The 12602-nt window shown below is 71.9% G+C and carries 12 protein-coding genes and 2 pseudogenes; 3 read left to right on the plus strand and 11 right to left on the minus strand.

What is annotated here, in order from left to right:
* Nucleotides 1-732, plus strand: coding sequence for a hydrogen peroxide-dependent heme synthase (hemQ, locus tag OG352_RS32570; RefSeq protein ID WP_329221864.1), 732 nt, complete (start codon nt 1-3; stop codon nt 730-732).
* On the opposite strand, the gene OG352_RS32575 is transcribed toward hemQ, so the two are convergent.
* The 3 genes from OG352_RS32575 to OG352_RS32585 form a co-directional block, all read right to left on the minus strand.
* Nucleotides 733-2361, minus strand: a complete 1629-nt coding sequence (locus tag OG352_RS32575; protein WP_329221865.1) for an alpha/beta hydrolase — start codon at nt 2359-2361, stop codon at nt 733-735.
* Between the two features lie 139 nt (nt 2362-2500).
* On the minus strand, nt 2501-3328 hold the full coding sequence (locus OG352_RS32580; protein ID WP_329221867.1) for a TIGR04222 domain-containing membrane protein: 828 nt from the start codon (nt 3326-3328) through the stop codon (nt 2501-2503).
* Nucleotides 3329-3460: 132 nt separating this feature from the next.
* Nucleotides 3461-3619 (minus strand): Arc family DNA-binding protein, encoded by a 159-nt coding sequence (locus OG352_RS32585; RefSeq protein ID WP_329221868.1) that lies wholly within the window; start codon nt 3617-3619, stop codon nt 3461-3463.
* 50 nt (nt 3620-3669) lie between these two features.
* Here OG352_RS32585 and OG352_RS32590 point away from each other — a divergent pair, with 50 nt between their 5' ends.
* On the plus strand, nt 3670-4893 hold the full coding sequence (locus OG352_RS32590; protein ID WP_329216605.1) for an RNA-guided endonuclease InsQ/TnpB family protein: 1224 nt from the start codon (nt 3670-3672) through the stop codon (nt 4891-4893).
* 335 nt (nt 4894-5228) lie between these two features.
* Here OG352_RS32590 and OG352_RS32595 read toward each other — a convergent pair whose 3' ends face one another.
* A complete protein-coding gene (locus tag OG352_RS32595; protein ID WP_329221870.1) occupies nt 5229-6575 on the minus strand; it encodes a DUF692 domain-containing protein in 1347 nt (448 codons plus the stop codon).
* 149 nt (nt 6576-6724) lie between these two features.
* Nucleotides 6725-7426 carry an aminoacyl-tRNA hydrolase gene (locus OG352_RS32600; protein WP_329221871.1) on the minus strand — a complete coding sequence of 234 codons (702 nt, stop codon included), beginning with the start codon at nt 7424-7426 and terminating at the stop codon, nt 6725-6727.
* 42 nt (nt 7427-7468) lie between these two features.
* Between OG352_RS32600 and OG352_RS32605 the strand changes: the two are divergent.
* Nucleotides 7469-7795 (plus strand): annotated as a pseudogene (locus tag OG352_RS32605) (ATP-binding cassette domain-containing protein); the annotation flags it as partial.
* On the opposite strand, the gene OG352_RS32610 reads toward OG352_RS32605, so the two are convergent.
* The 6 genes and pseudogenes from OG352_RS32610 to OG352_RS32635 form a co-directional block, all read right to left on the minus strand.
* Complete coding sequence (locus OG352_RS32610) at nt 7785-8672, minus strand: polysaccharide deacetylase family protein (protein WP_329221872.1); 888 nt, start codon at nt 8670-8672, stop codon at nt 7785-7787. The pseudogene OG352_RS32605 and the gene OG352_RS32610 overlap by 11 nt on opposite strands.
* Nucleotides 8673-8832: 160 nt before the next feature.
* Nucleotides 8833-8988: pseudogene (locus tag OG352_RS32615) on the minus strand (Tat pathway signal sequence domain protein); the annotation flags it as partial.
* A gap of 49 nt (nt 8989-9037) precedes the next feature.
* The gene (locus tag OG352_RS32620) at nt 9038-9823 is read right to left on the minus strand and encodes a slipin family protein (RefSeq protein WP_329221873.1); all 786 of its coding nucleotides are present in this window, start codon (nt 9821-9823) and stop codon (nt 9038-9040) included.
* A 165-nt stretch (nt 9824-9988) separates the two neighbouring features.
* Entirely contained in the window at nt 9989-11479 is a 1491-nt protein-coding gene (locus tag OG352_RS32625; RefSeq protein WP_329221875.1) for a SulP family inorganic anion transporter, read from the minus strand.
* A gap of 8 nt (nt 11480-11487) precedes the next feature.
* Nucleotides 11488-12069 carry a carbonic anhydrase gene (locus tag OG352_RS32630; RefSeq protein ID WP_329221876.1) on the minus strand — a complete coding sequence of 194 codons (582 nt, stop codon included), beginning with the start codon at nt 12067-12069 and terminating at the stop codon, nt 11488-11490.
* Between the two features lie 90 nt (nt 12070-12159).
* Nucleotides 12160-12573 carry a hypothetical protein gene (locus tag OG352_RS32635; protein ID WP_329221878.1) on the minus strand — a complete coding sequence of 138 codons (414 nt, stop codon included), beginning with the start codon at nt 12571-12573 and terminating at the stop codon, nt 12160-12162.
* Nucleotides 12574-12602: the final 29 nt, after the last annotated feature.

Below are 12602 nucleotides of genomic sequence, written 5' to 3' on the forward strand. Positions count from 1 at the left end.
ATGAGCGACGACGCCCCCACCACCGAGTCCGGCCGGGTCCCGAACAAGGGCAAGCTGGCCAAGGACCTCAACGAGGTCATCCGCTACACCCTGTGGTCCGTCTTCAAGCTGAAGGACGTGCTCCCCGAGAACCGCGTGGGCTACGCCGACGAGGTCCAGGAGCTGTTCGACCAGCTCGCCGCCAAGGACGTGACGATCCGCGGCACGTACGACGTCTCCGGCCTGCGCGCCGACGCCGACCTCATGATCTGGTGGCACGCCGAGACCGCCGACCAGCTCCAGGAGGCGTACAACCTCTTCCGCCGGACGAAGCTGGGCCGCGCCCTGGAGCCGGTCTGGTCGAACATGGCGCTGCACCGCCCCGCCGAGTTCAACCGCTCGCACATCCCGGCGTTCCTCGCCGACGAGACGCCGCGCGACTACATCAGCGTCTACCCGTTCGTGCGCAGCTACGACTGGTACCTGCTGCCCGACGAGGACCGCCGCCGCATGCTCGCCGACCACGGCAAGATGGCCCGCGGCTTCCCCGACGTCCGCGCCAACACGGTCGCCTCGTTCTCGCTGGGCGACTACGAGTGGCTGCTGGCCTTCGAGGCCGACGAGCTGTACCGCATCGTCGACCTCATGCGCCACCTGCGCGCCTCGGAGGCCCGTATGCACGTCCGCGAGGAGGTCCCGTTCTACACGGGCCGTCGCAAGTCGGTGGCCGACCTGGTCGCCGGCCTCGCCTGATCAGTTCCAGCTCTCGGGCCCGTCGGCCTTCTCCTCCGAGGGGGCCGACGGCTTCGGCGCCGGGTGCGGTGCGCAGGCCGCGCGACGCACCGGGAGCCGGCCCTCCAGCAGGTACGCGTCGAGGTGGCCGTTGACGCAGGCGTTCGGGCCGCCCGCGATGCCGTGCGTGCCCGAGTCGCGCTCGGTCACCAGCACCGAGCCGGTCAGCCGCCGGTGCATCTCCAGGGCGCCCGCGTACGGCGCGGCGGCGTCCCGCTCGGCGGCCAGGATCAGCGTCGGCGGCAGCTCACCCGGCCCGGTCCGCACGTCGAGCGGCTGCTGCCGGGGCGCCGGCCAGTACGCGCACGGCAGGTTCGCCCACACGTTGTCCCACGTCTCGAACGGCGCGACGCGCGCGAGCCGCGTGTTGTCGCGGTCCCACACCTTCCAGTCCGTCGGCCAGGACGCGTCGTTGCACTCCACCGCCGTGTACACGGCATTGGCGTTCTCCGCCTCCGCGGCGGCCTCCCGCACCGGCCCGGCCTGCGCGACGAGCTGCGTCGGGTCGCCCTTCAGGTACTCCGACAGCGCCTGCGCCCGGGCGGGCCAGTAGTCGTCGTAGTACCCGGCCTGCAGGAACGCGCCCTGGAGCTGGCCGGGGCCGACCTTCCCGCCGGCCGGCTGCGCGGCCAGCCGGGCGCGGGCCCGCTCGTAGCTGGTCAGCACCGCCTCCGCCGTGTCGCCGAGGCCGTACACGTCGTCGTGCTCGGCGATCCACTCCCGGAAGTCCGTCCAGCGGCTCTCGAACGCCGCCGACTGGGCGAGGTTGTTGCGGTACCAGATCTGCGCCGGGTCCGGGTCCACGGCCGCGTCGAACACCATCCGCCGCACGTGCGAGGGGAACAGGGTCGCGTACAGCGCCCCGAAGTACGTGCCGTACGACGCCCCCATGAACGTCAGCCGCTCCTCGCCCAGCGCGGCCCGCAGCACGTCCAGGTCACGGGCGTTGTTGAGCGAGTTGTAGTGCCGCAGGGCGCTGCCCGCCCGCTTCCCACAGCCCTGCGCGTACGCCTTCGCCTGCGCGACGCGCTCCCGCTTGTACGACTCGGAGGGGTGGACCGGGGCGGGGGAAGGGCCCTTGAAGAAGCGCTTGGGGTCCTGGCAGGACAGGGGCGCCGATTTTCCGACGCCGCGCGGGTCGTAGCCGACGAGGTCGTAGGCCGCCCCGATCCGCTTCCACTCCGGCAGCAGCCCGATCAGCGGGAAGTACCGCCCCGAGCCGCCGGGACCGCCCGGGTTGAAGACCAGCGCGCCCTGCCGGGGCACCCGGCGCTTGCTGTTGTGCGGGTCCCGGTGGGTGGCCTGCACCCGGCTGACGGACAGCTTGATCTGCTTGCCGTCGGGGCGCGCGTAGTCGAGCGGGACGGCGACCGTGCCGCACTGCATGCTGCCGGGCAGGTCCTGGGCGTCGGAGCAGCTCCCGAAGTCGACGCCCCGCGCCGCGGCCCGCACGGCGGCGAGCGCGACCCCGGGGACGACACCGGAAGCCGTGGAACGGCCGGGGGCGCTCGGGACGCCGCCCGCCGGGACGGCGGAGAGTGCGGTCAGCAGCAGGGCTCCTGCGGCCGAGTGGAGGGCGGCGGCTCTCATCGGGGGTCCCTTCGGTGCACGGCGGCGACACAAGGGATGGTTGGTTCGGTCGAGGGGGAAGGCAAGCACCGTCGGCGGGTGTCGGCGTCAATGCCCCTTGTGCGCCCACCGGTGGTCGAGCGCGCCCTGCCTCAGCGCCTCAGTCGCGCCCGAACGGCTCACGGTGCGCGAAGGCCGCCCGCAGGTCCGGCTCACCGACCGCGCGGATCCCGCGCACGGCGACAGAGGTCAGATACGTACGGTCGTCCCCCGTGCCCCCAGTGCCCCCGTCGCCCTTCGTGCCCCCGGTGCGCCGGGCCAGCGCGCCCAGCAGCCGCTGCCCGGCCGGGGACGCCCAGCGCGAGTACGGGTGCACCTCGACCCGCGCCACGGCCAGGCAGCTCAGGGTGAGGGCGAGGGGCAGCGCGAACCAGAGGGCGACGAGGTCGCGGGGCATGTCGGACGTGGCCGGGACCAGCAGCGCGGTCGCGCCCAGCACGAGGACGACCACGGCGGCGACCCGCACCTGCCGCACCCCGGCCGTGACCGTCGTACGGGCCCCGTCCGGCACCGCCAGCCCGGCGCTGACCAGCCGGTCGGCGAGGCCGCGCACCGCGTCCGCGGCCGATGCCGCGGCCCGCACCGGCGCGATACGGGACTGTCCCTCCGGGCCGATGGCCCCGATGACCGACCGCTCCATCTCGTCGCGCCCGCGCGGATCCACGACCGTCGCCCAGCCGGTGCGGGCCAGCAGCAGCCGCCGCTGGCGCGCCATGGAGACCATGGTGAGATCGGCGACCCGGCCGGGCCCGCCGGACAGGAAGGCCGCCTCGTAGAGCGTCAGGTCACGCCGCTGGGCCGCTGCCGTGTCCGCGTCGTCGTTCGCCTGCTCCTGGACGGCCGCCGCGCGTACGGCGGCCAGGCACAGCCGGGTGCACGCCGCGCCGGCGACGCTCCATGCCAGCAGCAGGAGAAGGACCCAGAACATGCCCACGTTTCTATGTCACACCCACGGGAAACGCCATGCCTTGTTCACCGGGTTCCTCCGAGGATGCCCCGGCCTTGAGGCCGGGGAGGAATCGGACTCCTGTGGAGCAGGGCAGGAAAAGCCGAATCGTCGTCAGGGCGATTCGGCGTCAGCTCCGGCGGCGGCGCGCTCGACCTCCAGCCGGTAGACGATCTCGGAGTTGAGGGACCTGCGGGCGGCCTTGGCCTGAGCGGCAAGCCACTCATGCAGATGGGCGGGCAGACGGAGCGTGATGCGCTTCTCTTCATCCATGACTTCAGACTAGTGGGTTTCGAGTGGTCTGCGAGTGGTAGAGTGACACCATGACGACACGACGGCAGGTTTCGGGGGATACGGGGCATGCCCGGTACACCTACCGGCTCCGCGTGTCGTCGACCGCCCGCACCGGCCTTGAGGCCGAGTGGGCGCGCTGCCGGTGGATCTGGAACGAGTGCGTTGCCATGTCCCGCAAGGTCCACCACCTGAACCGGGAGACGGCCGGGAAGACGACGTGCGGCCCGGCTCAGCTCGACAGGATGCTGACCGGGGCCCGCACCGCGATGGCCTGGCTGCATGAGGGCGCCTCGGTGCCGCAGCAGCAGACCATCCGCGACTTCGCGAAGTCCCGCGCCAAGGCGATGAAGGACATCAGGGCCGGACTGCCGATGCGGCAGCGCGCGGGCATGCCCAGGGTGAAGAAGAAGCGTGAGGCCCTGCCCACGCTGAACTACACAACCCGTGGATTCCGGCTGAAGGACGGCCGCCTGCACCTCGCGGGCGGGATCGTGCTGATGGTGGTGTGGTCGCGGGACCTGCCCTGCGTACCGTCCTCGGTGCGGGTGTACCGCGACAGCGTCGGGCACTGGTACGCGTCGTTCGTCGTCGCCACCGAAGCCCAGCCGCTTCCCGCGACCGGCCGCGTCCTCGGTGTCGACTGGGGCGTCAAGGAGACCGCGACCACCACGTCCGACGCCCACGACCTCCCGCACGCCCAGCACGGGAAGAACGCCGCGCAGCGCCTCGCGCGCTGTCAGCGGATGATGGCCCGCCGCCGCCCCGCCAAGGGACAGGCCGCGTCCAAGGGCTACCGGCAGGCCCAGACGCAGACCGCGAAGCTGTACAAGAAGGTCGCCCGACAGCGGCAGGACACCGCCCGCAAATGGGCCAAGTCCGTGGTCCGCGACCACGACGCGATCGCCGTCGAGGACTTCCGCCCGAAGTTCCTCGCCAAGACCACCATGGCCCGCAAAGCAGCGGACGCCGCGATCGGCGCCACCAAGACTGCCCTCATCGACATGGGCCGCAAACACGCACGGGACATCCACCTCGTGCACCCCGCGCACACCACCATGGACTGCGCGTCGTGCGGAGCGAGAACCAAGCACGCACTGCCCCTTTCTGAACGAATCTACGCATGCACCGCGTGCGGAGCCGTGTCCCCCAGGGACAAGAACTCCGCCCGCGTGATGCTCGTCCGGGCTGGTCTCAACCCGGCTGGCGCTGAGGGCGCAAGACCCCCGGGAGCGCTGCTCCCGGAGGCAGCCTGAGCCAGGAATCCCCCTGCTTTAGCTGGGGGAGGATGTCAATATCCGAAAAGGAGTGTTGTGGGTATGTGACGTTCCGTTTCAGCATCGGCCGACGGCGACGAAGACGGAGACGGCGACGCTGGCGGGCTGGCCACGGCCGGCGGCAGCGGATAGCTGGGATCCGGCGACGGATCCACCGGGGCCGGCGGAGTCACCGGCAGGGCGGGCAGGGCCGGCGGGGCGGGAGGGAAGGTGATCGGTGGCGTGCTGGTCGCCGCCAGGTCCCGGGCGAGGGCGTCGTAGTCGCCGTACCCGGTGGCCTCCAGGATCACGGGCGAAACGGGAGAGTGCATCCGTCACCGCCCGATCAACGACCGCCCCACCCGCCCCACTTGGCCCAGCCGTGACTTCGGTCGTGGTGCGGGGCCCGAGCGGTCCAGCCACCAGCGGCGCAGTTCGCGGCGGGACCGGCCCTCCGTCAGCCGTCCGCCCAGGAGCAGTTCCTCGGCGAAGTCGAGGGCGTCCTGCCGGTAGCCGCCGCGCATCGGATGCCCCTGGGCGTACGCGACGAACGCGGCCCGGTAGCCGTCGCCGAGGAGGAGCGGCAGCTCCGGGGCCACCTTCGCCACGACGTCCGCCCGCTTCGCCGCCAGCGCCCGGGACTGCACGCCGAGCCGCACCCGGTCGAAGCCCTCCGGCACCGGCGTCCCGGCCACCAGCGCGGACAGCAGGGCCGTCTGGGCGAGGCCGAGGCGCTGACGGGTGGCCTCGTCGGGGGCGACCGGCTCCGTCTCCCGTGCGGGCGGGGTGAGTTCGGCCTCCGTGGGGCCGAGTTCACGCACGCCCGACCGGGCTCGGGCGGCGCGGGCACGCGCGTCCGCACCGAGCTCGACGGCCTCCCGGATCGCGCCCAACTCCCGCTCCAACACGGCCGGTTCGGGGAAGTTCTCGTCCCGCTCCAGCAGCACTCCGGGCGGCGACACCCGGGACGCGAGGTCGGTCAGGATGTCGAGGACCGGCCGGGGTACCGGGTGGGCGTGGCTGTCGTGCCAGACGCCGTCCCGCTCGAAGCCGCCCGCCACATGGACGTAGGCGATGGCCTCCAGGGGCAGTTCGGCGAGCGCCTTGGCGGGGTCCTCGCCCCGGTTGACGTGGTTGGTGTGCAGGTTGGCGACGTCGATGAGCAGCCGTACGCCCGTGCGGTCGGCCAGTTCGTACAGGAACTGTCCCTCGGTCATCTCCTCGCCCGGCCAGGCGACGAGCGCGGCGATGTTCTCGACGGCGAGCGGTACGGGCAGTGACTGCTGCGCGATGCGCACGTTCTCGCACAGCACGTCGAGGGCGTCACGGGTGCGCGGCACGGGCAGCAGATGCCCGGCCTCCAGCCGCGGCGACGCCGTCAGGCGGCCGCCCGCGCGGACGAACGCGATGTGCTCGGTGACCAGCGGCGACCCCAGCGCCTCGGCCCGCTCGGCGAGGGCCGCGAGCCGCCCGGCGTCGGGCGGCTCCGCGTCACCGAGTCCGAGCGAGACGCCGTGCGGGATCACGGTGACCCCGCGTTCGCGCAGCCGCAGCAGGGAGTCGGGCAGATGCCCGGGACACACGTTCTCGGCGACGGCCTCGACCCAGTCGATGCCCGGCATCCGTTCCACGGCGTCCGCGATCTCCGACCGCCAGCCGATCCCCGTCCCCAGTCGCATCATGACCCCCGCCTCCTTCGTGTCTTCCGTGGCCCTCCGTGGTGACGGTGGTATGACCCCACTGATACCGACCGAACCGCCCGCCGCCCTCCTTCAGAGCAACATTTGAGGTTCGGGCGATCACGGAGACCGACGAAGGATCAGACGAAGGATCAGCGGGCGCGCAGGGCCGGATGCTCGGCGACCACCGTGCAGCTGCCTGGCGCGATCTCCGTGAACCCCGCGTCCCGCACCAACGGCAGCCCGCTCGCCGTCAGTTCACGCCACCGCCCCGGCTCCGCCGTCCGCACGGCGAGGGGGAAGCCCGCCTCGCGCCAGGCGGTGCGCTCCTCGTCCGACAGTTCCCACCAGGCGAGCTGCGCGCCGTGCCCGGCCTGCGCCATCGCCTTGCCCGCCGACATGTCGACGTCCGGGCTCATCCACAGGACGACCGTCCCGGCCTCGGCCTCCGTCGGCGGCTCGGGATCGTCGAGGTCGGTGCCGGACACCTGGAGCTTGGCCAGCTCCTTCGGCCAACCGTCCAACGGCACCGGCGGAAACACCCGCACTTCCGCCGACTTCCCGGTGAGGGTGATCCCCGGCAGCTCCCCGGCCCGCCGCCACTCGGCTCCCCGGGCCCGCCGGACGACCTTGCGGATCCGCGCGTCCTGCCAGTCGAGCATCACCTGCGCCCACTCGCCGTCCCCGACGGACCGCTCGTCGCCGAGCAGCACGAGCACGGCACGAGCGGCGGTCTCGAGAGCGTCGGTACGGGCAGGAGGCGCGGTCTTCTCCACCCGCACGACGAGCGGCAGCACGAACTGGGGAGCCTGGTCACGGGGGTTCGGCTCGGTCTGAAAGGGGCTCTCACTCACAGGCGCAGGCTACTGGACGACGCCGTACGAGAGGATGCCCGCATGGAACGCGAACGCGAACCCGAACTGCGTCTGGAGAACGTGGGCCGCCGCTACGGCTTACGCGGCCCGTGGGTGTTCCGCGCCGTCGACCTGACACTCGCGCCGGGCACACTCACCCGCGTCGAGGGCCGTAACGGCACGGGAAAATCCACCCTCCTCCGCCTCCTCGCCCGCATCGACGCCCCCACCGAGGGCAGACTCACCGGCCGCCCCCGCACCGCGTACGTCCCCGAACGTTTCCCGGCCGCGCTCCCCTTCACCGCGCTCGGCTACCTCACCCACCTCGGCACGGTGCACGGCCTGTCCCGTACGAGTCTCAGTGCGGCGCCCGCGCCGCCCCGATCAGCTCGGACACCTTCACGAACCGGTACCCCTGCCGGCGCAGCTCGGGCACGATCGCGCGCACCGCCCGCTCGGTCGTCGGAGCGGCGCTGCGCGTGCAGTGCATGACGACGACCGAACCCGGCCGCACCCCGTCCAGCACCTGCCGGGCCACGGCGTCCGCGTCCGTCGCGAAGGCGTCCCCGCTCACCACGTCCCACTGCACCGCGGTCACGCCCGTGCCGCTCACCGCGCGCAGCGCCCGCTTGTCGTAGCAGCCGCCGGGGAAACGGAAGTAGGGCATCGCGTTCGCCACGCCCGCCTTGCGGAAAGCGGTGTAGGCCCGTTCCACGTCCGCCCGCATCCCGTCCTCGGGGACGGTCGGCAGGCCGTAGCAGTCGTCGGTGAAGGCGTAGTGGCTGTAGGAGTGGTTGGCGATCTCGAACCGCGGGTCGTGGCCGATCGAGCGGGCCTGGTCCGGGTACTCCTCGGCCCACCGCCCGGTCATGAACACGGTGGCCGGCACCTTCAGCGCCCGCAGCGCCGCGATCAGCCCCGGGTTGTCGAAGCGCTCGCCGGACGCCGCCCGGGGCCCCTGGTCGGCTGTCATGTCGGCGTCGAAGGTGAGGGCGACGGTCTTGTCGGCGGTGCGGGGGGCGTGCTCGAAGACGGGGGTGAGACCGGCCGGGCCCGGGGCCAGGGTGGGGGGCCGGGACGGAGCGGCGGCAGGGGGGGGTGTGGCGTGGGCGGGGGTCGGCCGAGTGGTGTGCGGCTTCGGTTGCTGGGACTGGTGCGGCTGCTGAGGGGCCTGGGAGGTGCCGCAGGCGGCGAGGGCGGCGCCGAGGGCGCAGACGGCGGCGAGACGGCGTACGGGAACGATCACGGTATGAAGATATGAGAAATGGGTGGCCGGTCCCGTCCACGAGCGTGCGCGCCCGGGCGTCAGTCACCCGCCCGGGCCACGCCGGTCAGCCGTACCGGCCGTGCTGCTCGGCAGTGCCGGTCAGCCGCGCCAGGGTCCCGTCACCGCGAACGTCGTCCCGGGGGTCGGGTACGAGGGGGCCGTAGCCGGTGTGGCCGACGCTCTGCGCGGTCGCGGTGCCCGCGAAGAGATCGGAGAGGGCGCCGGTGAAGGCGATCCCCACCCCCGCTCCCAGGGCACCGGTACCGGCGAGGATCTGACGTCGTGTCGCGGACATGGGAAAACCTTCCTGCTGGCGGACAGGAACTGTGATCCCACTGTGTCTATCACTCGTGGTGCGGAGGGGGAGGCTGTTGTTGGGCCTTTTCCAGGAAGCGGAGCAACTCCACCGGGAACGGCAGGACGAGCGTGGAGTTCTTCTCGGCGGCGACCGCCACGACCGTCTGGAGCAACCGCAACTGGAGTGCGGCGGGCTGCTCGGACATCTCCTTGGCCGCCTCGGCGAGCTTCTTGGACGCCTGGAGTTCGGCGTCCGCGTTGATGATCCGGGCCCGCCGCTCACGGTCGGCCTCGGCCTGGCGGGCCATGGAGCGCTTCATGGTGTCCGGCAGGGACACGTCCTTGATCTCGACGCGGTCGATCTGCACGCCCCAGCCGATGGCGGGACTGTCGATCATCAGCTCCAGGCCCTCGTTGAGCTTCTCGCGGTTCGACAGGAGGTCGTCCAGCTCGCTCTTGCCGATGATCGAACGCAGTGAGGTCTGGGCCATCTGGGAGACGGCGAAACGGTAGTCCTCGACGTTGATGAGCGCGGCCGCCGCGTCCACCACCCGGAAGTACACGACCGCGTCGACCCGTACGGTCACGTTGTCGCGGCTGATGCCCTCCTGGGCGGGGATCGGCATCGTCACGATCTGCATGTTGACCTTGCGCAGCCGGTCCACGGCCGGGACGACCAGCGTGAACCCCGGCGGGCGGACCTCGCCGCGCAGCCGGCCGAGCCGCAGGACCACCCCGCGCTCGTACTGCTTGATGACCCGCGCGGCGGCCCCGAGATACACGAGACCGCCGGCGGCGACCGCCGCGGCCGCGCCCAGCAGCTCCTGGAGCATGACGACCTCCTCAACAAGAGGTCCGTAAGAGCCGTAGCCGTTCCGGCTGCTTCTGCTTGTGTTTGTGTTTTTGCTTCTGTTCTGGCTGCTTCTGCAACGATATGCCCGCCGACCGGCCCGGGGCCACGCCCCGAGCCCCGGTCCGGACGGCGAGCGGGCGGTGGACTACGCCGTCGTCACCGGTTCCGTGACCTTGACCGGCTCCGTGCCGACCGCGCTGTGGCGTTCGGCCCAGGACTCCAGGGCCGAGCGGCAGGCGTGGTCGAGGTGGTGCAGACCGGAGAGGTCCACTTCGACGGGGCGGTCCTGCGGGAGGGCCTCCAGGTTGTCGAGGATCTTCGGCAGCCGCAGGAAGGTCGCGTTGCCCGACAGGTACGCCTGGACGGGCCCGGCGCCCTTGTCGACGACCTCCAGCTTGATGTGCGAGGCCTCCCACGCCGTCTTGGCGACGGCCAGCGCGAGACCGATGAGGACGCCCTCGAACATGCTGACCGCGACGATCGACACGGCCGTGACGACGAGTATCAGCGCCTCGCCGCGGTGCTCGCGCCACAGCCCCGCGATCGCCCGTACGGGCACGAGCTTGGCGCCCGCGTGGACGAGGATGCCGGCCAGCGCCGGGATGGGTATGTACGCCAGCACGTCCGGCAGCAGGGCCGCGAACAGCAGCAGCCACAGGCCGTGCAGCACGCGGGACGCCTTCGTCCGCGCGCCCGCCTGCACGTTGGCCGCGCTGCGCACGATCACCGCGGTCATCGGCAGTGCGCCGAGCATTCCGCAGATCGCGTTGCCCGCGCCCTGCGCCATCAGTTCCTTGTCGTACTCGGTGCGCGGACCGTCGTGCAGCCGGTCCACCGCCGCCGCGCTGAACAGTGACTCGGCGGACGCGATCAGGGTGAACGCGACGATCGTGCCGAGCAGGCCGACGTGTGCCAGATCGCCGAAGGCGGACAGTGACGGCGGCTGGATGGAACCGAGCAGGCCCTGCACCTCGACGGTGGCCACGGGCAGGCTCAGCAGCAGGGCGGCGAGCGTGGCCAGGCCCACCGCGGCGAGCGGGCCGGGCACCGTACGCACCTTCGCCGGCAGCCGCTTCCACAGCACCAGCACCGCGATGGTGCCGGCGCCGAGGGCGAGCGAGGACAACGCGGCGGCGCTGCCGGCCGCGTCCACGAGCGCCTCGGGCAGCCCGGCGATCTTGCCGAGGCCGGACGACGGCGCCTTGGTGCCGATCACCGAATACAGCTGACCGGCGATCAGCACCAGACCGATTCCGGCCAGCATGCCTTCGACGACGGAGACGGAGATGGCCCGGAAGTAGCGGCCCAGTTTCAGGGCGCCCATGGCGAGTTGCAGGGCGCCGGTGGCGAGGACGATCACTCCGAGGACGGGCAGGCCGAACTCCTGTACCGCCTCGAAGACCAGCACGGTCAGACCGGCCGCGGGACCGGACACCTGGAGGCTGCTGCCTCGCATGAACCCGGTGACGATGCCGCCGACGATGCCGGTGACGAGTCCGAGCTCGGCCGGCACGCCGGAGGCCACGGCCACGCCCACGCACAGCGGGAGCGCGACCAGGAAGACGACGAGTGAAGCGGCGAAGTCCTGCTTGAGGTGGGGGAACCTGGATATGAGGCGGGGGTTGCGGTCGGTCATCGCGGCGCTCACAGAGCCTCGAAGCCGTCGGTGTCGACGCTGTGTTCGCGTACGGCACCGGTGTGCACCTCGTAGTACCAGCCGCGCACCCGCAGCCGGCCGTCGGCCAGCCGCTTCTCCACGCACGGGTAGGAGCGCAGCCGCAGCAGTTGGGCGAGCACGTGGTTCTGCACGGCCTGCATGACCGTCGGGTCGTCGGGGTCGTTGGCACCCGGCTCGTCCGCGGCGTGCGCGAGCCAGTCGCGGACGGCGGGAACGGCGTCGAGGTCGTCGCCGCGCACCAGCGCGCCGACGGCGCCGCAGTGCGAGTGGCCGCAGACGACGACGTCGCTGACGCCGAGGACCTCCACCGCGTACTCGATGGTGGCGGCCTCGCCGGTGGGACGGTCGGAGCCGTACGGGGGCACGATGTTGCCCGCGGTGCGCAGCTCGAAGAGCTCGCCGGGACGGGCGCCCGTGATCAGGGCGGGAACGACCCGCGAGTCGGAGCAGGTGATGAAGAGGACCTGCGGAGACTGGCCTTCGGCCAGCTTGGCGAACTCCTCAGGGCGCTGTCCGAACGTACGGGCGTTGTCGATGAGGGGCTGCATGACGTGGTGACTCCTCCTGGCGCGCCGTGGGGGCGCGTCGGATGTGCAGGACACAGGACAGGTGGGGGATTGCTGTTCTGCTCTGCTCTCTCAGCAGCGGAAAACTTGAAGTGCCGCCGGAGAGTGGGCTGTCGAGGATCTCGACGAGCGGTGATGGGGGTCGCCGGGCCGGGCCGGCTGGTGCGCGGCGGCGGGATCCTCCGCCAGCAGCACACGCTCGGGCTCCTGGGGCGCCGTGGCGACGGAGACGGAGGTGGCGGCGCGGTGTCCCTCGCGGGTACGCAGGGGGCCGGTCGGGTCGTCCGAGTGGTCGCAGTCGCGCAACGTGACGATCTGGTCGCGCTTGGTCTTCCCGGAGAGTTTGATTCCGGGCTGAGCTTTGGCCTCGACCTGACGCGCCGTGTGCGCTTGTGCGAATGGTGAAGTAGGAGTGAAGAAAGGGAGCGCGAGCAGGACGGCGGCGAGGATCGAAATCAGGGTCCGGGCCGTCGCACCTCGGAACATACGCCTCCCTCCAGGCAGTTCACACTTCT

Source organism: Streptomyces sp. NBC_01485, assembly GCF_036227125.1.
Classification (GTDB): domain Bacteria; phylum Actinomycetota; class Actinomycetes; order Streptomycetales; family Streptomycetaceae; genus Streptomyces.

Excerpts from the sequence above, each read along its gene's own strand:
- OG352_RS32620 (WP_329221873.1), bottom strand. The coding sequence starts at position 9,823 with ATGCTCCAGGAGCTGCTGGGCGCGGCCGCGGCGGTCGCCGCCGGCGGT.
- OG352_RS32595 (WP_329221870.1), bottom strand. The coding sequence starts at position 6,575 with ATGATGCGACTGGGGACGGGGATCGGCTGGCGGTCGGAGATCGCGGAC.
- OG352_RS32625 (WP_329221875.1), bottom strand. The coding sequence starts at position 11,479 with ATGACCGACCGCAACCCCCGCCTCATATCCAGGTTCCCCCACCTCAAG.
- OG352_RS32635 (WP_329221878.1), bottom strand. The coding sequence starts at position 12,573 with ATGTTCCGAGGTGCGACGGCCCGGACCCTGATTTCGATCCTCGCCGCC.
- OG352_RS32590 (WP_329216605.1), top strand. The coding sequence starts at position 3,670 with ATGACGACACGACGGCAGGTTTCGGGGGATACGGGGCATGCCCGGTAC.
- hemQ (WP_329221864.1), top strand. The coding sequence starts at position 1 with ATGAGCGACGACGCCCCCACCACCGAGTCCGGCCGGGTCCCGAACAAG.
- OG352_RS32575 (WP_329221865.1), bottom strand. The coding sequence starts at position 2,361 with ATGAGAGCCGCCGCCCTCCACTCGGCCGCAGGAGCCCTGCTGCTGACC.
- OG352_RS32630 (WP_329221876.1), bottom strand. The coding sequence starts at position 12,069 with ATGCAGCCCCTCATCGACAACGCCCGTACGTTCGGACAGCGCCCTGAG.
- OG352_RS32585 (WP_329221868.1), bottom strand. The coding sequence starts at position 3,619 with ATGGATGAAGAGAAGCGCATCACGCTCCGTCTGCCCGCCCATCTGCAT.
- OG352_RS32580 (WP_329221867.1), bottom strand. The coding sequence starts at position 3,328 with ATGTTCTGGGTCCTTCTCCTGCTGCTGGCATGGAGCGTCGCCGGCGCG.